This window comes from Phyllobacterium zundukense (assembly GCF_025452195.1).
GTDB classification, from domain to species: Bacteria; Pseudomonadota; Alphaproteobacteria; order Rhizobiales; family Rhizobiaceae; genus Phyllobacterium; species Phyllobacterium zundukense_A.
Genome location: NZ_CP104973.1, coordinates 603,322 through 624,053, shown reverse-complemented (window position 1 = coordinate 624,053; position 20,732 = coordinate 603,322). Strand labels below are relative to the sequence as shown.

The window sequence follows — 20,732 nt, the reverse complement described above, 5'->3', positions numbered from 1 at the left end:
CTCATGCCGACCTTAGCAAATTATCTTGTGCTGTCACCCCTTCGGACATCCTCTTCGCTTTAGCAGGTGGCGAGAGCTTCGGTCGTTGCACGGCGGTCGAGCATCTGGCTCCAGAGGGTCAGACCGAGCGCGCCGACCACCAGAAGCGAACCGACCCAGGGTGTTGCGCCGAGCCCGAGCGGCGAGGCGACGATGAGGCCGCCGAGGAATGCGCCGCCGGCAATGCCGAGATTGAAGGCGGCGATGTTCAGTGCCGAAGCGACGTCGACCGTTTCAGGTGTGTGAATCTTGGCAAGTTGCACGACGTAGAGCTGAAGGCCGGGAACATTGGAGAAGGAGAGTGCCCCGAGAGCGGCGAGCGTCACCAAAGACCATATGGGTGAAACCGCCGTGAAGGTGAAAATCGCCAGCACTGCAGCTTGCAGCGTGAACATGACCGCGAGGGCGCCGACCGGATTACCATCGGCGACGCGTCCGCCAACCATGTTGCCCATCGCAATGGAAAGACCGTAGAGGACGAGTATCAGGCTGACGGTCGAACCGGCGTAGCCTGTGATTTCCTGAAGGACGGGCGCAAGGAATGTGAACATGACGAAGGTGCCGCCATAACCTAGCGCCGTCATGGCAAAGGCGAGAAGCAGACGGCCACTGGCGAGCACTCGAACCTGATCAATGAGCCGCGCCGGTTCTGCCTTGGCAATCTTTGAAGGTAGAAGGATTGCGATGGCGACCAAGGCAACGACGCCAAGTCCGGATACGGCCCAGAATGTTGCACGCCAGCCGAGCTGCTGTCCTATGAAGGTGCCAAGCGGCACACCCGTAACGATCGCGACGGTCAGGCCCAGGAACATCATGGCGATGGCGGACGCGCGGCGGTTTGGAGCCACCAGATCGGCAGCGATGGTGGCGCCGACCGAGAAGAATACGCCGTGGGCAAAAGCACTGAGCACGCGGGCGACGAGCAGTAGTTCATAGGTCGGCGAGAGCGCGGCGGCGGTATTGCCGACGATGAAAAGCGCCATCAGACCGAGCAGCAGAGGCTTGCGCTCGATACGGCCGGTCAGAGCGGTGAGAATCGGCGCGCCGAAGGTTACGCCGAGTGCATAAACACTGACGATAAGACCGGCTAACGGCAGCGTAATATTGAGATCGGAGGCGACTGTGGGCAGAAGGCCAACGATGACGAATTCCGTCGTTCCGATGGCATAGGCGCTGATTGTCAACGCCAGAAGAGCGAGAGGCATTGTCTTGTCCTTTGAATGGCGGCTGCTTGGGAGTCAGCCGGAGAATTGATGAAAGTTGGGGGGAATATGGCGCATCGTCATTATCTTGATAATCACCCCATAATGCTCAATACTTGTGAAACCAATTCATAGGTACTGCACATGGACAATCGAGCTGGAGAGATGGAAGTTTTCGTTCAGGCGGTTGACCTCAACAGCTTCTCTGCTGCGGGGCGGCGCCTCGGCCTTACGCCGTCCGCCGTCAGTAAAATCATCACCCGTATCGAAGAGAGGCTGGGGACCCGTCTGCTCGTGCGCTCGACGCGTACGCTGAGATTGACGCCGGAGGGTGAAATCTATCATCAGCGGGCGCTGCGCATCGTGGCGGAGATTGACGAGGCGGAACGGGCCGTCGCCTCAGGTGCCTCGGCAGCGCCGCGTGGACTGTTGCGGGTGAATTCTTCTGTGCCAGTCGGGATGATGTGCATTTTACCGCTCGTTCCCAAATTCTTGCGGTGTTACCCGGAGGTAGAACTCGATGTTTCCCTGAGCGACGGCGTGGTTGATCTGATCGAGGAGCGTGCCGACGTCGCCATCCGCGTTGGACCCATGCGCAGTTCGAGCCTGAAGGCGCGCAAGCTCTTCGAGAGCCGGGTGGTGGTCATCGCTTCACCAGCCTATCTGGCCGAGCACGGCACCCCGATGCATCCACGTGACCTTGAGCGTCACAACTGCCTCAACTTCAATTTTCGGCGGATACTGAATGAGTGGCCGTTTCGCGATCCCAAAACCGGGGAGGTCGATTCGATCGCGGTCGCTGGAAACTTCCTGTCGAACAATGGATCGACAGCGCAGCAGATGTGCGTGGCCGGGCTTGGCATCGCCCGACTGGGCCTCTTCCATGTCAGGGCTGACATCGAAGCTGGACGGCTGGTCGCGTTGCTCGAGGACTACAACCCGGGTGACATTGAACTCGTCCATGCGGTATTTGTCGGGCATGAATACCTTGCGGCGCGCGTGCGGAGCTTCGTTGATTTTTTAGCCGAGAATTTGGGGACGGACACGGCGGGCTCGACAAGCACGCACGGTGAGCTGCCACACAACGATTGAAGTTGAACCTTCCGCAACGACATGACAACAATAGCGGCATGGCGTGGTCTAACCGGAATGCAATGGATGACCGATCCTGACGAACTGAAGATTGTTCGCCGCTCATTCGCCAAGCAGATATTGGCGAGCGTTGGCGTTGAGGATCACCGTATCGAAAATGCCTTTGCGGACGTTCCGCGCGAGGATTTTCTCGGACCCGGACCGTGGCCGATGCGCCGTTTCGGCATTGGCTATGTCGATACGCCAAACGCCGATCCAGTTTACCTCTACACGGACGATCTGGTCGGGATATCGCCCGAGCGGCACATCAACAACGGGGAACCGTCATTGCACGCGCACCTGTTATGGTGCGCCCATCCAGTTGCAGGCGAACATATTGTGCATGTCGGCGCGGGGGTCGGCTATTACACGGCGATCATGGCACATCTGGCGGGACCGTCCGGGCACGTTACGGGAATTGAGTTGGAGACTGACCTTGCGGCACGCGCCAAGTCCAATCTTTCGGCTTTTCCGAACGTTGAAGTGATTGAAGGTGACGGCACGAAAGTCGAGTTCGAACCGGCGGACATAATTTACGTCAATGCGGGTGCGACGCGCCCTTCCGATACTTGGCTGGACCGGCTCAAAGACGGCGGGCGGCTGGTTTTGCCTATGACGACCGATGATGGATATTCCAGCCGGAGCCGGCGCAGCAGGCCCCGCGGTGCCGTGTTCGTTATCACGCGTGAAGGACAAGACTTTGCGGCGCGCTGGGTGTCAGGTGTAGCCATCTATCCGTGTGCCGGCCTGCGGGACGAAAAGTCGGAGGATGCACTCGCAAAGGCCTTTGCGAATGGCGGCTGGGATCGCGTTACGCGCCTGTACCGCAGCGACGACATCGCGGATGATCGCTGCTGGCTCAAAGGCGCCGGCTGGGCACTGGCCTATGACTGAGAACCATCTTGGTCAATGCATCGGGAGGATTTCCCCCGATGCATTTGCGCAGTCTTTTTAGCTGGATGATTTCAGCATTTCCGGGTCGACAGGCAGTGTGCGGACGCGCTTGCCGGTGGCGGCAAATATTGCGTTGGTCACGGCCGCGCTGACAATGGCGGTCGGCACTTCACCAATACCGCCAGGCGCCTCTACGCTTTTGATGAGATGCGTCTCGATAACCGGCACTTCATCGATCCGCATGGGAAGGTAATTGTCGAAATTACTCTGCTCCACGCGGCCGTCCTTTATTGTAATCGCACCGTGCAAGGCGGCGGTGAGGCCGAAGATAGAGCCGCCTTCGATCTGTGCTTCGATCGTATCGGGATTGACCGACATACCGCAATCAAGTCCGCAGACAATGCGATTGACCTTGACGGCCCCGTCAGGACCAACCTCCACCTCGGCCACCTGAGCGACGTAGGAGCCAAACACGAATGCCACCGAGACGCCGCGACCCTGACCATCGGGCAAGGGCGTGCCCCACCCGGCTTTCTCCGCAGCCAAGGTCAATACGCCGAGCGCACGCGGGTTGTTTGCGAGCAGCGCCTTGCGGTAGGCAACCGGATCCTGCTTTGCGGCATGGGCGAGCTCATCCATGAAGCTTTCGACCACAAAGATATTATGAGTTGGACCAACACCGCGCCAGAAAGCGGTTGGAACACCAGGCGGCTCAACCTGTACATAATCCACATGGATATTCGGCAAGGCATAGGGCGGTTCGGCTGCCCCCTCCACAGCGTCAGGATCGAGGCCGTTAACGAAAGCCTGCGGTATGTAACGCGCAAAAATGGACGAACCGGCGATACGATGGGTCCATGCGACCGGCTTGCCATCGGCGTCCAGTCCGGCGGACATCCGATCATAATAGTAGGGCCGGTACATGTCGTGCTGGATATCTTCCTCGCGGCTCCAGACGACCTTGACGGGGCCATCGACTTGTTTTGCTATCTTGACGGCCAAGACTGTACCGTCGGGCTCGAGACGGCGGCCGAAACCTCCACCCAGGAGGTGGTTGTGAATCCGGATCGCTTCCTTTGGGAAACCGGTAACGCCGGCAAGCACCATCTGGGTCAATGTCGGCACCTGCGTGCCAACCCAGATATCGCAGCTGTCCTTTTGCATATGGACCGTACAGTTCATCGGCTCCATGGTCGCGTGGGCAAGGAACGGCACCTGATAAATCGCATCGATGCGCTGTGCCGCCGATCCAAGTGCCTTTTCCGCATCGCCTTCATTGCGTGCGACCGCGCCGGGCTGCTTCGACTTTTCTTCGAGCTCCTTGATAATGTCCGCACTGTTTACCGTGGCATGCGGGCCGTCATCCCATTCGATGGCAGCGGCTTCCAGCCCTTTCTTGGCCGCACCCAGATGGTCTGCGACCACCGCTACGGCCTCATCGATCTTGACGACCTGATGCACCCCCTTCACGGCGAGGGCTGCCTTTTCATCGACCGTCTTCACCTTGCCGCCAAACACCGGCGAAATCGCAATCGCTGCAACTTTCATTCCCGGCAATTTGGTATCGATGCCATAGATGGCGCGGCCGTCGACCTTCATCGGCGTGTCGACTCGCTTGGCAGGTGTGCCGATCAGGGTGAAATCCTTGGGATTCTTCAGTTTGACGCTGTCCGCCGCCGGTACGGGCAGCTTTGATGCAGCCTCCGCCAGTTCGCCGTAGCTCAGATGTTTTGTGCCGGAGACGTCGGTGACCACGCCATGTGCGGCTTTGCAGGTCGCAGGTTCGACGCCCCATTCTTTGGCCGCAGCCGCGATCAAAAGCGTGCGGCCGACAGCGCCAGCCTGCCGCAATGGCGTCCAGAACGCTCGTACCGATGATGAAAGGCCGGTTGATTGAATATGCAAGATCGAATTTGCATAGAGCGCGTCGTTGGGCGGTGCATGCTGCACCTGGACTTGATCGAGATCAACTTCCAGTTCCTCGGCCAACAACATGGCAAGCGAGGTATATGTACCTTGGCCCATTTCAACCATTGGCATGACCAGCGTGACCGTGCCCTTGGGGTCTATGCGAATGAAGCCATTCGGCGCGAAGGGTGCCTTTACTTCATCCTCGGGCACCTGCGCTGCGTTGGCTGCAAAGACCGATGTCGTCGTACCACCGAGCAGGGCGAAGCCGAGAAGCAGTCCGCCGCCTTTCAGGAAGGTGCGGCGCGAGGTGCCGGGTCCGGAGGTTGGTTCGTTGAGGTTAAGCGCGTCCATGACTCAGGCCTCCGCTGCTTGCTTGATTGCGGCGCGAATGCGCTGATAGGTGCCACAGCGGCAGACATTACCGGACATGGCGCTGTTGATGTCTTCGTCCGTGGGCTTTGGTGTTTCCGTCAAAAGAGCGGCAGCCGACATGAGCTGGCCGGATTGACAGTAGCCGCACTGAATGACTTCGAGATCTAACCAGGCTTTTTGCAACGCCGCTCCTTGCGGCGTCTCTCCGATCGCTTCGATGGTGGTGATGGCACTATCGCCGATGCTGTCGACGGTCGTAATGCAGGAGCGTGTTGCGACGCCGTCGATGTGGACAGTGCACGCCCCACAAAGGGCAGCGCCGCAGCCGAACTTTGTGCCGGTCATGCCGAGCACGTCGCGTATTACCCAAAGCAGTGGTGTGTCGTCATCGACGTCCACGCTGTGAGCGGTTCCGTTAATCTTAAGACTATGGGCCATGGCTTCCTCGAGGGTGGCTGGGGCAGGGGGAAAAGTGGAGTTGACACGAGCTGAAGAGTCGGAGGAGAGCATCTGCGCTCTCGTCAAATCCTCGGCGAAGATACGCCGGATGCATCGCCGTGTCCACGGGTTGCAGTCCAGGATAAAGACCTATTCTGCGAGCTTATTAGAGGAGGTTTCGTAAAGGATTTTTTCCGAGCCTGCTTCGACACCGACAAGGCTGACGTCATAACCCCAAAGCCGGCGGACGTGCCGCAAAGTGGCGCTGCGGGCGTGCTCGTCGAGAACGATACCGTCCCGCACCGTGTGTTGCAGGTGGAGATGCCGGTTGCCGCGAAAATCCACATCGACGACCTGGATGTTGGGCTGGTTCACGCCAATGTCATAGCTCCGCGCCAATGTGCTGCGAATACTCTCGTAACCGCGCTCATTGTGGATGGACGCAACCCTGTAGTGATTTTCCTTGGTCTCGTCCTCAAGCGCAAACAGTCGAAACTTGCGAATGAGCGCCGGGCTCAAATATTGCAGGATAAACGATTCGTCGCGGTGATTGGCCCAGGCGTCGAGCAAGGTCCCACGCCAATCGCCATTGCCGGCAAACTCCGGAAACCAGTCGCGATCCTCAGCAGTGGGCTCGGTGCAGATTCGCTCGATATCCTGCATCATGGCAAAACCGAGCGCATAAGGGTTGAGGCCGGAAAAACGCGGGTCATCGAACCCTGGCTGAAACACGACGTTGGAATGGCTGTGCAGCATCTCCAGGAGATTGCCTTCGCTGAGCTGCCCTTTGTCGAACATCATATTCATGATCGTGTAGTGGACGAAGGTGGCGCAGCCCTCGTTCATCACCTTGGTCTGGCGCTGCGGATAAAAATATTGCGCGACGACACGAACAATGCGCAGGATTTCCCGCTGCCATGGTTCGAGGATGATGCTGTTCTTCTCGATGAAATAGAGAAGGTTTTCTTCCGGAAGGTTGAGTGTCTTCTTGCGCTCGGACAAATCCCGCTCTGTTTCGCTGGGATCCTCGTCGGCCTTGCGCTGCGGCAGGGTGCGCCATAGGTCACTGAAGGCGCGCTCTTCGTATTCCAGCCGATCGCGGACTCGCGCACGCTCTTTCATGGGCGAATTACGCGGAGGCCGGTTATAACGGAACACCGCCTGTTCCATTAGTGCATGGGCGGCATCGATAATGGGCTCCACTGCAGCGAGGCCATACTTTTCCTCGCAGCGTGCGATATAGCCTTTGGCGAACTCCATATAATTCAGAATGGCATCGGCATCCGTCCACTGTTTGAACAGATAGTTGTTCTTGAAAAAATGGTTGTGGCCGAAGGCGGCGTGTGCAGTCACCAATGTCTGCATCGACATGGTGTTTTCTTCCATCAGATAGGTGATGCAGGGATTGGAATTGATGACCAATTCATAAGCAAGACCACGATGCCCCTTGCGATAATGGTGCTCTTCATAAACGAAATGCTTGCCGAATGACCAGTGCCGGTAGATCAGCGGCATGCCATTGGAGGAATAGGCATCAAGCATCTGCTCGGAGGAAATGATTTCCAGCTGGTTGGGATAGACATCAAGACCGAGTTCGTCGAGCGCGATCTCCTTGATCGCGTCATAAGTGCGGTACAGCGTGTTGAAATTCCATTCGGAACTCTGAAACAGAAGATTCGAGGTGTCTGCGCGCTTGTTCATTCGCCGTTGCCCTTTCAACCACTTTTCGCTGTTTTTGGTTGCTTGGCAAAAAGCTGATGGAACACCGGATATATGTCGCCGGGCTTGGCTATTCGCGTCATCTGGAAATTGCGCCAGTTCGTTCCGACAAGGCGATAGGAGCGCCAAAGTGAGGTACCATTGTCCGTCGATCTGAAAATCGCGCTTTCCCGTTCATCCAGAATCTCGACATAGGCATAATATTGGCAAAGCTTCATCAGTTCGTTGTTCAGAAGATTGACGCAATTTTCGGAATCGCCCGTCAGATTGTCTCCATCTGATGCCTGGGCCGCGTAAATGTTCCAGTCCCTGCTGGGATAACGGTCTTCGATGATACGCCGCATTTCCTCCAACGCTGTGGATACGACCGTTCCGCCGCTTTGTGTGCTGTGGAAGAATGTCTCCTCATCGACTTCGTGAGCCTGGTGGGTATGGCGGATGAAGACGATATCAATGCGCTCATACCGGCGCTTGAGAAACAGGTGCAGCAGGACGAAGAATCGCTTGGCGAGATCCTTTTCGCGCTCGCCCATGGAACCGGAAACATCCATCAGGCAGAACATGACCGCATTGGCGTTCGGCACGGGCATGGGCTCGAAGCGGTTGAAGCGAATATCGACGGGGTCGATATAGGCCACCAATTTGCGCCGCCGTTGCAAGACCTCAAGTTCCCGGCGCAATTCGGCAAGGCGCTCGAGCGATGCCGGACTTGGTTTTGCCTCGGCCTCCAGTAAAGTGATCTCATCGGCGATAGCATCCAGATCGGCTTGCTTCGGTCTCCGCAAGGCAATACGCCGACCGAAACTGTTGCGCATGGATCGCCCGACATTGATATTGGTCGGGGCTCCGGCAGTCGTAAAGCCAGCGCGACGAGGCTTGAAAGCAATGGCTTCCTTCAGGCTCGACTTGACCATGTCCGGGAGTTCCAGATCCTCGAAAAACAGGTCGAGGACCTCCTCACGTGACAGCACAAAACGGAAATCGTCTTCGAGTTCGAGATCGGCCGCGCCGCCTTTGCCGGCACCCGCGCCGCCGCCGGCACCTGGCTTTGGCAAGCGATCGCCCAGAACGAATTCCCGATTGCCCGGCAAGACATATTCGCGGCGGCCCGTAGCGCGGTCCGGCGCGAAACTGGGTTCGCTGGTGCCGCTCACCGGCAGAGAAATAGCGTGCCCGGCATCGACGTCCGTTATCTTTTCAGTCGATATCTTCTCATTGATGACCCGCTTCAACTCCACGCGCGCGCGCCTTAAAAAGCGCTGGCGATTGCTCAGGCTTTTGTCTTTCGGGTTCAGGCGGCGATCAATGAAGTTCGGCATTCACGCACCTCTCTTCGGCGGGTCGTCAGCCGGCCTTGTTCACCCGCATGTACCAATCGACCAGACGGCGAACCTGCCGCTCTGTATAACCGCGTTCGACCATGCGCTGGACGAATTCCGTGTGCTGCTTCTCGGTTGCGCCATCCTTCTTCGAGCCGAAACTGATAACCGGTAGCAAATCCTCGACCTGACCGAACATGCGCTTCTCGATGACTTCGCGCAACTTTTCGTAGCTCGTCCATGATGGATTGCGGCCATTGTTCTTGGCCTTGGCACGCAGGGTGAACTTTACCACCTCGTTGCGGAAGTCCTTCGGATTGGCGATGCCCGCAGGCTTTTCGATCTGAGATAATTCGCTGTCGAGAATGCCCCGGTTGAGTATCTGCCCCGTGTCTGGATCCTTGTAGTCCTGGTCTTCGATCCACGCGTCTGCGTAGGCGATGTAGCGGTCAAACAGGTTTTGGCCGTATTCACTATAAGATTCCAGATAGGCTTTCTGGATTTCGTGGCCGATGAATTCGGCATAGCGCGAGGCGAGTTCAGTCTTTATGAAATCGAGATAGTTAGCTTCGATCTCCTGGGGGAACTGCTCACGTTTGATTGCCTGTTCCAGCACATACATGAGATGCACGGGATCGGCCGCCACCTGCTTGGTGTCGTAATTGAAGGTTTCCGAAAGTACTTTGAAGGCAAATCGCGTGCTGATGCCGTTCATGCCTTCATCGACACCGGCCGCATCGCGATATTCCTGCACGGATTTGGCTTTGGGATCGGACTCTCTCAGATTTTCGCCGTCATAGACGCGCATCTTGGTATAGAGCGGCGAGTTTTCATGCTCCGCCATGCGGGTGGAGACCGTAAACCGACTAAGTATCTCCAGCACTTCCGGTGCACATGGGTTATTCAAGAGCTCGCTCTCACGCAGCAGCTTTTCGTAGATCTGCTTTTCCTCGGTGACCCGCAGGCAATAGGGAACTTTGACCACCGACATGCGATCGAGGAACGCTTCGTTGTTCTTGTTGTTCTTGAACTGCAGCCATTCAGATTCGTTCGAGTGTGCAAGAATGATACCCTGGAACGGGAAAGCACCAAAATTCTCGGTCCCGTTGTAGTTACCCTCCTGCGTCGCCGTCAGCAAAGGATGCAGGACCTTGATCGGCGCTTTGAACATTTCGACGAATTCAAGCATGCCCTGCGTCGTCCGGTTCAAGCCGCCACTAAAGGAATAGGCGTCAGGATCGGCCTGGCTGAAATTCTCGAGCTGGCGAATATCGACCTTGCCGACCAGTGACGAGACATCCTGGTTGTTGTCGTCGCCGGGTTCCGTCTTGGCAATGCCGATCTGGCGCAATCGCGATGGCATAATCTTGACGACGCTGAATTTAGAGATATCGCCGGCAAACTCGTCAAGCCGCTTTGTGGCCCACGGCGAGATCAGACCGTTGAGGCGTCGACGGGCAATTCCATACTTATCCTCGAGCAACCCGGACATTCGCTCCGGGTGGAAAAGGCCCAGCGGAGATTCGAAAATCGGGCTGATCTGGCTCCCGGCCTTCAGCGTGTAGATGGGCCGGTGCTCCATGAGTTGCTTCAGCCGCTCGGCCAACGAAGACTTGCCACCACCAACGGGTCCCAGCAGATAAAGTATCTGCTTACGTTCCTCGAGACCTTGGGCGGCATAACGGAAATAACCGACGATCCGTTCGATCGTGTCTTCCATACCGTAGAAGTCAGCAAAGGCGGGGTAGATCTTGATGGTGCGGTTGAGAAAGATCCGCCCGAGGCGTTCGTCATCGCTGGTATCGACCAAGGTCGGCTCGCCAATAGCGTCAACCATTCGTTCGGAAGCGGTGGCAAACATCTTTGGATCATTGCGGCAAGCGAGGAGATATTCCTGCAGGCTCATCTCTTCCTGCTTCTCGCTGCTGTAGATCTCAGAGAAGAGGCTAAATACGTCAGACGCTTGCGTAGTCATGTTTACCTCCAGCCACGTGCAAATTCAGTGGACTCTGAGCTGAAGGGGCCGCCCCTCGCTCAGAGGATTGCATGCCGAATGGACACAGTGTCGGATGAGTCGCTGCACTGCGCAAGACACTGATTGCTATAATATTGTATATATCAATCAAGATATTGAGATGTGTCCGCCGTCGAACGAGTATCATCCCGCATATTTATGTCCTTCCTATGGCTATGTAGGAAGTCCGATTGCCTATAGTAACGGGTAAGACAAAAGAATTTACCGGAAATTACGCCCCTATTGGCGCAGGGGCGCGATTTTTGAGGTTAAGGAGATTGCCCGAAAGGATAAGCGCTGCGCCAAGAGCGGTGAAAACATCGATCCGCTCGGAATAGATCAGCCAGCCAAGCACAGCCGTCAGCGGCACGCGCAGGAAGTCCATGGGAATGACTACGGTCGCATCGGCGTACTGCAAGGCCTTCGCCATGCAAAAATGCGAAAACGTGCCGGTGAAAGCAATGATCACCACCCAAGGCATGATATGAAGTGAAGGCCAGTGCCAGACGTAGACGGCGGGCAGCAGGCCTATCGCCGACTGGATGATCAGCATCCAGAAAATGATCTTCACAACGCTGTCCGTTCGGGTCAAAGATTTGACCATCGTGAACGATATGCCAAAGGTGAGGGCGGCACCGAGTACGATGAGCTGACCCACCTCCACCGTGCCAATGCCGGGCCGGACGATGATGACGACGCCAATGATACCAAGGGCAATCGTCAATATCCGCCAGATGTTCAACCGCTCGCCGAGAAAGGCCACAGCCATTACCGCTGTAAATGCCGGAGTCGTGAATTCGATGGCGATGACCTGTGCGAGCGGAATCATCGACAGAGCCTGCAACCAGGCAAACTGCCCGGCGTAGTGCGCAGTATTTCGTCCAAGGTGCTGCCAGATACGCGCTGTTTTCATAGCCCTGAAACCACCCGATGAGCGTATCAAGGGATAGAGCATGGCAAGTCCGATGGCCGAGCGCATTTCCATGATCTGGAAAACGTCAAGCTCTCTCGAGGCTTCGCGGCCGGAGATGGCCATGAGCAAGATGGCGGTCAGCGAACCGGTCATCCAGAACGCTGCTTTCAGGTTGGACTGCTGTACTTCCACGATTGCTCGGCGCTATTTCGCATAGACGCTGGCGAAATCGGCAAATCCCTTGACCTCGATCGGATTGCCGGAGGGGTCGCGGAAGAACATTGTCCACTGCTCGCCGGGCTCACCCTTGAATCGCACGACAGGCGGCATGACGAAATCGACGTCCGCCTGTTTCAGCCTGTCGGCCAGCGCATTCCAGTCATCCAGCGGTAGGACAACCCCGAGATGCGGCATTGGCACCATGTGATCACCGACCTTGCCGGTATTTGTTGTTTCGAAAGGTTTGCCGAGATGCAGTGAAATCTGATGACCGAAGAAGTCAAAATCCACCCAGGTTTCGGTGCTGCGGCCCTCTTCGCATCCGAGAACTCCACCGTAAAATTGCCTCGCATCGTCGAGATCAGTGACATGATAGGCAAGGTGAAACAAGGAGCGCATTGGAGAAATCCTGGTGAGGCGGGAGTACGCTGGAGCCTACCAGCAGATATCCAGGCAGACAATGAAAGGTTGCAGGAAATGCAAGCTTTCAACTTCTGTTCTGGGGAACCAAATCACCCAACCGTGAGTTGTATTGAGCTACTCTCGCCTTGATCCCGAAACCAGGAAGTTTGAAATGTCCATATTGATCAGCCTTTTGATCACCGTGCTGGTGATCTTTCTTGTTCTTTACCTTGTCCAGATGCTCCCTCTCGACGCCCGTGCAAAACAGATCGCCCAGGTCATCGTCGTGGTGATCGGCATTATTTCATTGTTGCGCTATCTCGCCGTTTTTTAAGCATTTCTGCGGGCGGGATATTTTGTTCCGCCCGGCTTTCTATGCCCCGGCTAGTTGTTCCAGCAACCAATCGCGAAAAGCCCGGACCTTCGGCACATTGCGCCGCGCTTCCGGATAGACCAGCCAATAAAAGTGATCGTCGTTGCCGACAATATCGAATGGCTGAATCAGCAGGCCTGATTTAAGTTCCGTTTCGAAAAAGGCCGGAGTGAGAATGCCGACCCCTTGGCCTGCTATGACTGCCTTTCCTTCAAGATGCTGATCGCCAAAGCGGCCGCGTGGATTGCCGCGCAGTTCAGGGTCTGTCACTCCGACCGCAGCAAACCATATTTTCCACCATGGATCGCTTGGATCGACGATTGGCAACTTGAGAAAGTCCATCGGGGTTTTTACCCCGCCAATCGTTGCAGCTAGCACGGGGCTGAGCATGGGTGTGAAATCAGCTCCAAAAATCTTATGAGCGACCATGCCAGGCCAATGCCCCCCGCCAGAGCGTATGCCGATGTCGGCGTCTTGGCGGGCGAAGTCGATCACCTCGCGCGTTGCCTGCAGACGAACTGCAAGAGATGGGTGCGCCAACTGGAACGAACCGAGCCGGGGGACAAGCCAGTTTGCTGCAAACGTCGGAATGGTCGTGATCGTAAGGATGCCGTCGGCGTTTTCCCGAGTCGCGGCAATGGCCGCTCGCATCATGTCAAAAGCCTCGCTGATTGCCGGTGAAAGCCGCGCTCCGACTTCCGTCAGGATCACCTGGCGTGGCCGGCGCAGGAAAAGTGACGCGCCTATACGCTCTTCCAGAAGCTTGATCTGGTAGCTCACTGCTGCCTGCGTCATTCCGAGTTCTTCTGCGGCATTGGTAAAACTGCCGTGACGCGCGGCAGCTTCAAAGACGCGAATGGCGGCTAGAGGAGGCAGATTCATCAACGATCTCGCATAAGCTGTCCTTATGCATGCTACTCGGCGTTTTGTTGGAAAACAAGCGGGGAAGAGCGCATCTTCAGGTCAACCTATCAAGGCAGAAATTGCTGCCAACACCTTGGAGTTGAGGCTATGAGCCCTGTATCAGCATCTCTATCGCACGTATCAAGCCACGCTTCGTGGTGGAGCCGGATCGCGAGTCCATGGAAGCAGGAAAAGGATGAGAGCGAACTTGTTCGCATCGATACCGAGGATTTTTCCGATCATATGCTCAGGGACATCGGCTTACACGATGGCCGGACCACAAGAGGCCAACGGACAGACCGCGACGATCTGAGCGATCTGCTCAGAGACCATCCCAAGCGCTTTCTATAGTGCGATGTTCAAGAGTCGAAGTCGGTTTCCAGGCGTTTTTCGAGCGCAACAAGGTCATCGGGCAGCGGCATGCCCATGGCCTTCAGCTCGTTGAGGTGCTCGCGCAGTGTCTCGTGAATCTCATGTGCGTCCGTCGGTCGTCTCACCATTTCTTCGACCAGAAGCGCGATCCGGGCCTTGATTTCTTCGAACGCCATGGTGGGTTCCTTTCACATGCACTGCATATCCTATGTTAGCAGATTAATCGTGGCCGGAATATTGTGTATCGGAAACCTTTTCCAGCCATTCGACAGTTTTACCGTCCAAGGCTTCCTGCATCGCGATATGCACCATGAAATTTTCTGGACCAGCCCCGTGCCAGTGTTTTTCGCCAGGCGGAATCCAAACCGTATCGCCGACCTTGATCGTTTGTATCGGCCCGCCCCAGACCTGCGCTAAACCCGATCCGGATGTTACGTGCAGTGTCTGGCCGAGAGGATGTGTATGCCACGCGGTCCTGGCTCCAGGCTCAAAGCGTACGATAGCTGCTTGCAGTCGTGCTGGTGCACCTGCATCGATAATCGGGTCTATCCAGACGGTGCCGGAGAACCAGTCGGATGACGCGCGACGCGACGGGACCGATCCGGATGGTTTGATGTCCATTTCTATTCTCCTGCGAATTGAGCCGCTTCCAGCATGCCAGGGCTATACGCATCTGACTGCAGTTTCGCTGCAGTGGACGCGATCACCGTATCGAGGAACCCAGGAAACCGGCTTTCCAGATCGGAGCGCCGAAGTGTCAGTAGCCGTCTGGTACCTTCGGGGCAAACATGGATGATACCGGCCTCACGCAACTTTGCCACGTGATAGCTGATGGCGGTCTTCGAGCCGAACTGCAGAAACTGGCCGCAAGTCATTGCCTGCTCGCCGTTGCGGGCGAGAATGGCAATGATCGCAAGGCGCGTTTCATCGCCGAGCGCGGTCAAGACAGCAGGAAGCGCGATGTCCTCAACGGGCGGATGCGGGAGATAATCTGTCATGGATTTGTAATAGCAATTGGCAGGAGAGATTTCAATGTTCAATATTTGTTGAACTTTATTCTTGACACCCGGAGAGAGTGGGTTCATTAGTTCAACGATCATTGAACATTAAGGTAATCCCATGGATATTCGTCTCGTCGGATTGGCGCTCGGCACATTTGCAATCGGCATCGAGGGTTTCGTTGTCGCAAGCCTCCTGCCGCAGATCGCCGGGGACACAGGTGTTACCTTGGTGCAGGCCGGCTATCTCGTCGTGACCTATGCCTTGGCTTATGCAATCGGCGCCCCTATCGCTGCTGCACTCACAGGTGCATTCGAGAGGCGTAACGTCCTGACAGGCAGCGCTCTCATATTTGTGGCAGGCGCAATTCTTGCGGCCGTTTCGCCGACATATCTCCTCCTTATGGCCGCACGTGTGTTGATCGCTGTAATGGCGGGGCTTTATGCAGCCACGGCTCAGGCGACGGCAGTCGCCATTTCTGAACCACATCACCGTGCGCGTGCCATCGCCGCAATTGTCGGTGGCACGACTCTGGCAGTTGCCTTTGGCGCACCGCTTGGCGCGTTCATCAGCGACTTGGCGGGGTGGCGCGGCACCTATTTCTTCATCGCTTCGATAGGAGCGTTGGCTACCCTGATCGTCTGGTTCCTGGTGCCGCGCGGGCTCTATGCAGATCGATTGAGCCTGGCGCAACGTCTTGGCGTCATTCGTCATCCCGGGTTAGCGCCGGCGCTCGTAACGATGCTGCTTTACATGACCGGTGCATTCGCGGTTTATACGTATGTAGCGGCTATCGCCGTCGAAGGCGCCGGACTAAGCCACTCAATGATGCCCGTGGTTTTGCTAACCTTCGGGATTGGCGCTGCTCTTGGAAATGTCCTGGGAGGACAGCTTTCGGATCGTCTCGGAGCGACGAAAACGGTCATCGCAGCATCGATACTCAACGCCATCGTGTTGATGGCCGTAAGCTGGATCACGCAGCTGCCTGACAATATTGCCGGTCCGGCTCTCATCGCACTCATGGTGATTTGGGGCGTCATCGCCTGGATGTTCCCGCCGGCGCAGGCGAGCCGGGTTCTGGCCATTGCACCGGAAAGCGCGCCATTGGCTTTGTCGCTCAACTACTCGGCACTTTATCTCGGCGTCGCACTCGGATCGATGATCGGCGGGCTGGTCATTGCCAATGTCGGCCTCGAATATCTCGGCTGGATCGGCGGTATATTCCCGCTCATAGGCCTTGTGGTCATGCGGCTTGCAGGGTCGCCAGACAAGCAGCAGCTGTCCATCGCCTGATTGAATGACACGGTAAACGATCTATGCGCTTTTGACAGCCTTGTGCCCGGTGGTTTCCAATATCGCAATACGGAAATAGACCGGCTCCAGGGCCCGTTCATGGTCTCGAATGACGGTCTTCACATAAGCAGGCTGCCACCATTCGGCGCTCTTGTTCAAAAGCGCATGGGCCGTGTTTCTGCCGTCGATATGATCGGGCTCCTTTGTCAGCTCCTCGAACTTGCCCGTCACGATGACACTTTGCCAATTGTTCGTCGCGGATATCTCATCGAATTCAACGCAGACACGCGGATTTGCCCGCATGAAGTCGACTTTCTGCCCGGCGGTCGTGAATGAATAGAGAAACACGGCATGGTATGCGAAAGTCAGCGGCACGATGTAAGGTCGATCGTCCTTTGCACACGCCAACCTGCCGATCGCCGCTCTTTCGAGCAACGCCCGAATTTCCTGCTGTGTCATCTCTTTGATAATCATTGGTGCACCGCTTTCCAGAGCAAGAATTTCAGCATCCTGACCAGCCGTCAACATTCTTCTTTCCGATCGAAACTGCTGCGCTCCTTGGTACTCCACATGTCAGCAGCCTCGAGATTATCTTCGGTCGCAATTCGTTCGTGTTTCTCATCATTATCGCGGACGCGGTATTGCAAGGAACCACCCGCCGCGGGTAAGGTTGCCATAATCTCGAACGTAGCCGTCGATTTCACCTTGTTGCCGCCCCAGCCCTTCATGCGGACTTTCTGGCCGACCGCAAAGCGGTGGCTTGGTATATCGGGCGCCTTGTAGCGTCGATGCATGTTCATCGAAAATTCTCCTGGTAAATGATTTGCTTTGGTCACGCAGTCTCCGGCGGGAGAGGGTGGATAGATATTCATTCTGTCGCACTAAAACTCTGCGTCCGTGAAGGGTCGAACTATTCGACCTTCTCAAGGAGCCTACTTGTCAAATTCGATTCGGACCGAGTATTACAGTTTGGGCGTTAATTGTGTTGTCATGAGCGTCAAATAAATAATTAAATGTTTTAAATAAATGACCGCTCAATCAGTATTTATGGTAGAATAATATTCTCGAAAAAGGCCCCATAAGTCAAATTTAATCGCAATATAAGCGGGCGACTATTCAGAATAATATTAGAAATAGTAGTGATCGGTATCGATGACGGCATTAAGTTTTCCTAATCGCAGTCGCAGTTACGATGCGGCGGGCCAGCGCGTGCGTTTCATCGGCTACGACGGACTTTTCCAGGTACCGTTCTTTGTTGATATTGACGTTTTTGCCAGAGTATCACCGACGCCGGGATCAGCCGAAGACGATTATCTCGCGGCATTCGACGCGGCGCGTGTATCGATCCAGGGCGCCGCAATAAAGGCCTATTCCCACGGACGCAAAACCATGTACGTTCTAACCGCAACGGACTTTCGTTAGTAGCTCCAACCCTTGGAAGGAAAGCGTGGACCGGATGGGACAGGCGCTCGTCTGCCGTTTCGTTGGCCAGGATTGGAAACCGGAAAAACGTTCCTGTTCGCCTTGCCATCGCGTCCGGTTGACACGGCCATCACACTTTCCATGATGTCAACGGCACGGCCGGAATATGGTTCCCCGCTTTTCCCTCGCGTCAAACCAGCTTTTTGGCCTCTCGAAACGAGATAAGCTTGCGGCGATTTTCATCCCAAAGGACGAGGTCAACGCAGCGAAGACTTTCCATGATGGTGATGCGCCCTACATCGCCGAGCTCCGGATAATCTTTCAGCACTTCCGGGAGCCGGTAACAGGGAACCCTTGAGGACAAATGGTGCACGTGATGAATGCCGATATTGCCTGTCATCCAGCGCAGCACGCCTGGCATCACGTAATGCGACGAACCATGAAGTGCAGCCTCCGCAAATTGCCATTCCGGACCGGATGACCAGTGGGTTTCTTCGAACTGGTGTTGCACGTAGAACAGCCAGATACCGGCAGCGCCGGCCAGAGTGACGATCGGCAGATGGATCAGGAGAAACGGGCCGACGCCAACCAGCCACATAAGAAATATCGCCAGAACCGCTATTCCGAGATTGGTCGCCATCGTCGAAACCCATGGCTCCATGCCGGAACGCATCATGCCGAAAGGTAGTCGCTGTTTGAAGATGAAGAGCCAGATGGGTCCGATACCGAACATTACGGCTGGATGCCGATACAACCTATAGCCAAGCCGGCCCCAACGCGACAGGGCGCGATATTCGGCAACGGTAAGCGTAGTAATGTCACCGTCGCCGCGTTCGTCGAGATTGCCAGCCGAAGCGTGATGCAAAGCATGGGTACGACGCCAGTAGTCATAAGGGGTCAGCGTCAACACGCCGATCACTCGGCCGGTCCAGTCATCCGTATGACGATGCGCAAAAAAAGAGCCATGGCCGCAATCGTGCTGGATCATGAATAGCCGAAGCAGGAAGCCAGCTGCGGGTATAATCAATACCAGACCCCACCAATATCCGTAGTGCACGGCCGCCCAGGTCAATGCCCAGAAAAAAGCGAACGGAATGACGGTAACCGCGAGTTCGAAGGCGCTGCGTCCTCTGTGTGGTTTACGGTAGCTGGAGAGAATCTTGAGCCAAGGACGTTCCCCCGAGCCAATTGCAGGTAAAGTTTTAACGGAAGTGGTTTTCATTGGCTATCATACCCTCGGCGTGCCAGCGCGCGCAAGATGTTTCGGGAAGAAACATTTGGTGAGTTCACAGCCTGTGATTTTTATTTGGTTGCATGCGCGACACCAACCGTGCGACGTCGGTTTCGGGTCCGTGGCTGGCTAGTGGCGAGGCCCGACGAAAGACCTTTCTGACTGGGGTCAAGCGCCGAACCTCTGTACCCAGGGGAGGGCGGGATACAGCGTGACTCTCGGCAACCTCTTCGTCAAATCACATTCGGGTGCGCCGTTGAGACAGATCCGCACGGTTGCAGGAACAGGATGAAGATAGCACCGAAGTCATGGTAGTCGTGGTGGCCGCACGGACAGCACCCCGGAGGACCTCAGTTGGAAAATATTGATACGGCGATGAACCGCTCCAACCCGAATTATTGAGGTCTTCGCGGCATTCCTGAAACTAGGTCTCACGTCGTTTGGCGGTCCTATCGCGCATCTTGGATACTTCCGCGAGGAATTCGTCGTCCGGCGCAAGTGGGTGAACGATGAAGCTTTTGCCGACATCGTGGCCCTATGCCAATTTTTGCCCGGACCGGCATCTAGCCAGGTGGGTTTTGCCCTCGGTATCTCCCGCGGTCGTGGTTTGCTCGGCGGAATCGCTGCCTGGACCGCGTTCACACTTCCGTCCGCGATCTTGCTTCTGGCATTCGCATTGGGAGCCGCAAATTTTTCGGGCCCGGTGGGCCAAGGTATCATTCATGGACTTAAACTCGTCGCGGTCGCGGTCGTGGCGCAGGCATTGTGGGGAATGGCCCGCACACTGACGCCAGACCGGACACGGATCGGCATCGCCTTGGCGGCGGTTGGAGGGGTAGTGGTCCTTGATACTGCAATCGGTCAAATAGGCGCCATCGCTGGCGGCGCAGTTCTGGGGATCCTGCTTTGCAGGGACACGAACGCACCAACTGGCCATCACCTCGACTTTCAGGTGGGTCACCGCGGTGCGCTTGCCGCTCTTGCCTTGTTTGCAATTCTCTTTCTGGTCCCTCCGCTCCTGTATGGCACGGGGAACCAGGCCATGCGTCTGTTCGAAGCCTTCTACCGTTCCGGTTCGTTGGTTTTCGGTGGTGGTCACGTAGTTCTGCCGCTTCTGGAAACGGCTGTTGTCAGTCCCGGTTGGGTAAGCCGCGAAGCCTTTCTCACGGGCTACGGTGCGACGCAGGCAGTGCCGGGTCCGCTTTTCACGTTTGCCGCCTATCTTGGTGCGGTGATGGTCCCGGCGCCGAGTGGCGTTACCGGCGCAGTGATTGCTTTGATAGCGCTATTTCTACCGGGATTGCTTCTGGTTTATGGCACATTGCCGTTCTGGGATGGGCTTCGCCGCCGTCCCACAGCACAAGCCGCGATGGCGGGCGCGAACGCGTCGGTTGTCGGTATCTTGGGCGCGGCATTCTACAATCCGGTATGGACCAGCGCCGTTCTCGTGCCGCTGGATTTTTTCCTCGTACTTGCCGGATTCCTTCTGCTAACGGTTTGGAAGGCACCCGCGTGGACGGTCGTCCTTGCGCTCGCGGCGGCCGGTGCAATTTCTGCAATTTGACG

The 20,732-nt window shown here is 56.3% G+C and carries 22 protein-coding genes; 7 read left to right on the top strand and 15 right to left on the bottom strand.

Going from position 1 to position 20,732, the window contains the following annotated elements:
• Positions 1 to 59 precede the first annotated feature (59 nt).
• Positions 60 to 1,244 (bottom strand): MFS transporter, encoded by a 1,185-nt coding sequence (locus tag N8E88_RS15430; protein ID WP_262294434.1) that lies wholly within the window; start codon positions 1,242 to 1,244, stop codon positions 60 to 62.
• Between the two features lie 141 nt (positions 1,245 to 1,385).
• Between N8E88_RS15430 and N8E88_RS15425 the strand changes: the two genes are divergently transcribed.
• Together N8E88_RS15425 and N8E88_RS15420 are read left to right on the top strand one after the other, a co-directional pair.
• Complete coding sequence (locus N8E88_RS15425) at positions 1,386 to 2,333, top strand: LysR substrate-binding domain-containing protein (protein ID WP_262294433.1); 948 nt, start codon at positions 1,386 to 1,388, stop codon at positions 2,331 to 2,333.
• A 66-nt stretch (positions 2,334 to 2,399) separates the two neighbouring features.
• Positions 2,400 to 3,266 carry a protein-L-isoaspartate O-methyltransferase family protein gene (locus tag N8E88_RS15420; protein ID WP_262294432.1) on the top strand — a complete coding sequence of 289 codons (867 nt, stop codon included), beginning with the start codon at positions 2,400 to 2,402 and terminating at the stop codon, positions 3,264 to 3,266.
• A gap of 57 nt (positions 3,267 to 3,323) precedes the next feature.
• Here N8E88_RS15420 and N8E88_RS15415 read toward each other — a convergent pair whose 3' ends face one another.
• The 7 genes from N8E88_RS15415 to N8E88_RS15385 all read right to left on the bottom strand — a co-directional run bounded on the left by N8E88_RS15415 (position 3,324) and on the right by N8E88_RS15385 (position 12,570).
• Positions 3,324 to 5,528, bottom strand: coding sequence for a xanthine dehydrogenase family protein molybdopterin-binding subunit (locus tag N8E88_RS15415; RefSeq protein ID WP_262294431.1), 2,205 nt, complete (start codon positions 5,526 to 5,528; stop codon positions 3,324 to 3,326).
• A 3-nt stretch (positions 5,529 to 5,531) separates the two neighbouring features.
• Positions 5,532 to 5,987 carry a (2Fe-2S)-binding protein gene (locus N8E88_RS15410; RefSeq protein WP_262294430.1) on the bottom strand — a complete coding sequence of 152 codons (456 nt, stop codon included), beginning with the start codon at positions 5,985 to 5,987 and terminating at the stop codon, positions 5,532 to 5,534.
• 150 nt (positions 5,988 to 6,137) lie between these two features.
• On the bottom strand, positions 6,138 to 7,688 hold the full coding sequence (locus N8E88_RS15405; RefSeq protein WP_262294429.1) for a SpoVR family protein: 1,551 nt from the start codon (positions 7,686 to 7,688) through the stop codon (positions 6,138 to 6,140).
• A 14-nt stretch (positions 7,689 to 7,702) separates the two neighbouring features.
• Complete coding sequence (locus N8E88_RS15400) at positions 7,703 to 9,025, bottom strand: YeaH/YhbH family protein (protein WP_262294428.1); 1,323 nt, start codon at positions 9,023 to 9,025, stop codon at positions 7,703 to 7,705.
• 25 nt (positions 9,026 to 9,050) lie between these two features.
• Complete coding sequence (locus N8E88_RS15395; protein ID WP_262294427.1) at positions 9,051 to 11,000, bottom strand: PrkA family serine protein kinase; 1,950 nt, start codon at positions 10,998 to 11,000, stop codon at positions 9,051 to 9,053.
• 271 nt (positions 11,001 to 11,271) lie between these two features.
• On the bottom strand, positions 11,272 to 12,144 hold the full coding sequence (locus tag N8E88_RS15390; RefSeq protein ID WP_262294426.1) for a DMT family transporter: 873 nt from the start codon (positions 12,142 to 12,144) through the stop codon (positions 11,272 to 11,274).
• Positions 12,145 to 12,156: 12 nt separating this feature from the next.
• On the bottom strand, positions 12,157 to 12,570 hold the full coding sequence (locus N8E88_RS15385; protein WP_262294425.1) for a VOC family protein: 414 nt from the start codon (positions 12,568 to 12,570) through the stop codon (positions 12,157 to 12,159).
• A 175-nt stretch (positions 12,571 to 12,745) separates the two neighbouring features.
• On the opposite strand from N8E88_RS15385, the gene N8E88_RS15380 reads away from it, so the two are divergent.
• Positions 12,746 to 12,907 (top strand): Thivi_2564 family membrane protein, encoded by a 162-nt coding sequence (locus N8E88_RS15380; protein WP_209998290.1) that lies wholly within the window; start codon positions 12,746 to 12,748, stop codon positions 12,905 to 12,907.
• 39 nt (positions 12,908 to 12,946) lie between these two features.
• On the opposite strand, the gene N8E88_RS15375 is transcribed toward N8E88_RS15380, so the two are convergent.
• Positions 12,947 to 13,828 carry a LysR substrate-binding domain-containing protein gene (locus N8E88_RS15375; protein ID WP_262294424.1) on the bottom strand — a complete coding sequence of 294 codons (882 nt, stop codon included), beginning with the start codon at positions 13,826 to 13,828 and terminating at the stop codon, positions 12,947 to 12,949.
• Positions 13,829 to 13,957: 129 nt separating this feature from the next.
• On the opposite strand from N8E88_RS15375, the gene N8E88_RS15370 reads away from it, so the two are divergent.
• Complete coding sequence (locus tag N8E88_RS15370) at positions 13,958 to 14,200, top strand: hypothetical protein (RefSeq protein ID WP_262294423.1); 243 nt, start codon at positions 13,958 to 13,960, stop codon at positions 14,198 to 14,200.
• 8 nt (positions 14,201 to 14,208) lie between these two features.
• Here the strand turns inward: N8E88_RS15370 and N8E88_RS15365 are convergent, their stop codons facing one another.
• Genes N8E88_RS15365 through N8E88_RS15355 form a run of 3 tightly spaced genes read right to left on the bottom strand, consistent with a single transcriptional unit; the run spans position 14,209 to position 15,219 of the window.
• Positions 14,209 to 14,397, bottom strand: coding sequence for a hypothetical protein (locus N8E88_RS15365; RefSeq protein ID WP_262294422.1), 189 nt, complete (start codon positions 14,395 to 14,397; stop codon positions 14,209 to 14,211).
• A gap of 43 nt (positions 14,398 to 14,440) precedes the next feature.
• A complete protein-coding gene (locus N8E88_RS15360; RefSeq protein WP_262294421.1) occupies positions 14,441 to 14,842 on the bottom strand; it encodes a (R)-mandelonitrile lyase in 402 nt (133 codons plus the stop codon).
• A 2-nt stretch (positions 14,843 to 14,844) separates the two neighbouring features.
• Positions 14,845 to 15,219: an ArsR/SmtB family transcription factor gene (locus N8E88_RS15355; protein WP_262294420.1), complete on the bottom strand. Its 375-nt coding sequence runs from the start codon at positions 15,217 to 15,219 to the stop codon at positions 14,845 to 14,847.
• A gap of 121 nt (positions 15,220 to 15,340) precedes the next feature.
• Here N8E88_RS15355 and N8E88_RS15350 point away from each other — a divergent pair, with 121 nt between their 5' ends.
• Positions 15,341 to 16,513, top strand: a complete 1,173-nt coding sequence (locus N8E88_RS15350) for an MFS transporter (RefSeq protein ID WP_262294419.1) — start codon at positions 15,341 to 15,343, stop codon at positions 16,511 to 16,513.
• Between the two features lie 21 nt (positions 16,514 to 16,534).
• Here the strand turns inward: N8E88_RS15350 and N8E88_RS15345 are convergent, their stop codons facing one another.
• Positions 16,535 to 17,041 carry a pyridoxamine 5'-phosphate oxidase family protein gene (locus tag N8E88_RS15345; RefSeq protein ID WP_262294418.1) on the bottom strand — a complete coding sequence of 169 codons (507 nt, stop codon included), beginning with the start codon at positions 17,039 to 17,041 and terminating at the stop codon, positions 16,535 to 16,537.
• Entirely contained in the window at positions 17,035 to 17,313 is a 279-nt protein-coding gene (locus tag N8E88_RS15340) for a hypothetical protein (RefSeq protein ID WP_262294417.1), read from the bottom strand. Before N8E88_RS15340 ends, N8E88_RS15345 begins: the two co-directional genes overlap by 7 nt.
• Before the next feature lie 352 nt (positions 17,314 to 17,665).
• On the opposite strand from N8E88_RS15340, the gene N8E88_RS15335 reads away from it, so the two are divergent.
• Positions 17,666 to 17,935 carry a DUF1488 family protein gene (locus N8E88_RS15335; RefSeq protein ID WP_262294416.1) on the top strand — a complete coding sequence of 90 codons (270 nt, stop codon included), beginning with the start codon at positions 17,666 to 17,668 and terminating at the stop codon, positions 17,933 to 17,935.
• 190 nt (positions 17,936 to 18,125) lie between these two features.
• Here N8E88_RS15335 and N8E88_RS15330 read toward each other — a convergent pair whose 3' ends face one another.
• Complete coding sequence (locus N8E88_RS15330; protein WP_262294415.1) at positions 18,126 to 19,157, bottom strand: fatty acid desaturase; 1,032 nt, start codon at positions 19,155 to 19,157, stop codon at positions 18,126 to 18,128.
• 403 nt (positions 19,158 to 19,560) lie between these two features.
• Here N8E88_RS15330 and chrA point away from each other — a divergent pair, with 403 nt between their 5' ends.
• Positions 19,561 to 20,730: a chromate efflux transporter gene (gene chrA / locus N8E88_RS15325; protein WP_262295490.1), complete on the top strand. Its 1,170-nt coding sequence runs from the start codon at positions 19,561 to 19,563 to the stop codon at positions 20,728 to 20,730.
• Positions 20,731 to 20,732: the final 2 nt, after the last annotated feature.

Bases quoted from the DNA above. Each gene is read 5' to 3' on its own strand.
- N8E88_RS15360 (WP_262294421.1), bottom strand. From the start codon at position 14,842: ATGGACATCAAACCATCCGGATCGGTCCCGTCGCGTCGCGCGTCATCC.
- N8E88_RS15335 (WP_262294416.1), top strand. From the start codon at position 17,666: ATGACGGCATTAAGTTTTCCTAATCGCAGTCGCAGTTACGATGCGGCG.
- N8E88_RS15340 (WP_262294417.1), bottom strand. From the start codon at position 17,313: ATGAACATGCATCGACGCTACAAGGCGCCCGATATACCAAGCCACCGC.
- N8E88_RS15400 (WP_262294428.1), bottom strand. From the start codon at position 9,025: ATGCCGAACTTCATTGATCGCCGCCTGAACCCGAAAGACAAAAGCCTG.
- N8E88_RS15385 (WP_262294425.1), bottom strand. From the start codon at position 12,570: ATGCGCTCCTTGTTTCACCTTGCCTATCATGTCACTGATCTCGACGAT.
- N8E88_RS15430 (WP_262294434.1), bottom strand. From the start codon at position 1,244: ATGCCTCTCGCTCTTCTGGCGTTGACAATCAGCGCCTATGCCATCGGA.
- N8E88_RS15410 (WP_262294430.1), bottom strand. From the start codon at position 5,987: ATGGCCCATAGTCTTAAGATTAACGGAACCGCTCACAGCGTGGACGTC.
- N8E88_RS15370 (WP_262294423.1), top strand. From the start codon at position 13,958: ATGAGCCCTGTATCAGCATCTCTATCGCACGTATCAAGCCACGCTTCG.
- N8E88_RS15380 (WP_209998290.1), top strand. From the start codon at position 12,746: ATGTCCATATTGATCAGCCTTTTGATCACCGTGCTGGTGATCTTTCTT.
- N8E88_RS15355 (WP_262294420.1), bottom strand. From the start codon at position 15,219: ATGACAGATTATCTCCCGCATCCGCCCGTTGAGGACATCGCGCTTCCT.
- N8E88_RS15415 (WP_262294431.1), bottom strand. From the start codon at position 5,528: ATGGACGCGCTTAACCTCAACGAACCAACCTCCGGACCCGGCACCTCG.
- N8E88_RS15330 (WP_262294415.1), bottom strand. From the start codon at position 19,157: ATGAAAACCACTTCCGTTAAAACTTTACCTGCAATTGGCTCGGGGGAA.
- N8E88_RS15420 (WP_262294432.1), top strand. From the start codon at position 2,400: ATGACCGATCCTGACGAACTGAAGATTGTTCGCCGCTCATTCGCCAAG.
- N8E88_RS15375 (WP_262294424.1), bottom strand. From the start codon at position 13,828: ATGAATCTGCCTCCTCTAGCCGCCATTCGCGTCTTTGAAGCTGCCGCG.
- N8E88_RS15395 (WP_262294427.1), bottom strand. From the start codon at position 11,000: ATGACTACGCAAGCGTCTGACGTATTTAGCCTCTTCTCTGAGATCTAC.
- N8E88_RS15350 (WP_262294419.1), top strand. From the start codon at position 15,341: ATGGATATTCGTCTCGTCGGATTGGCGCTCGGCACATTTGCAATCGGC.
- N8E88_RS15425 (WP_262294433.1), top strand. From the start codon at position 1,386: ATGGACAATCGAGCTGGAGAGATGGAAGTTTTCGTTCAGGCGGTTGAC.
- N8E88_RS15405 (WP_262294429.1), bottom strand. From the start codon at position 7,688: ATGAACAAGCGCGCAGACACCTCGAATCTTCTGTTTCAGAGTTCCGAA.
- N8E88_RS15345 (WP_262294418.1), bottom strand. From the start codon at position 17,041: ATGTTGACGGCTGGTCAGGATGCTGAAATTCTTGCTCTGGAAAGCGGT.
- N8E88_RS15365 (WP_262294422.1), bottom strand. From the start codon at position 14,397: ATGGCGTTCGAAGAAATCAAGGCCCGGATCGCGCTTCTGGTCGAAGAA.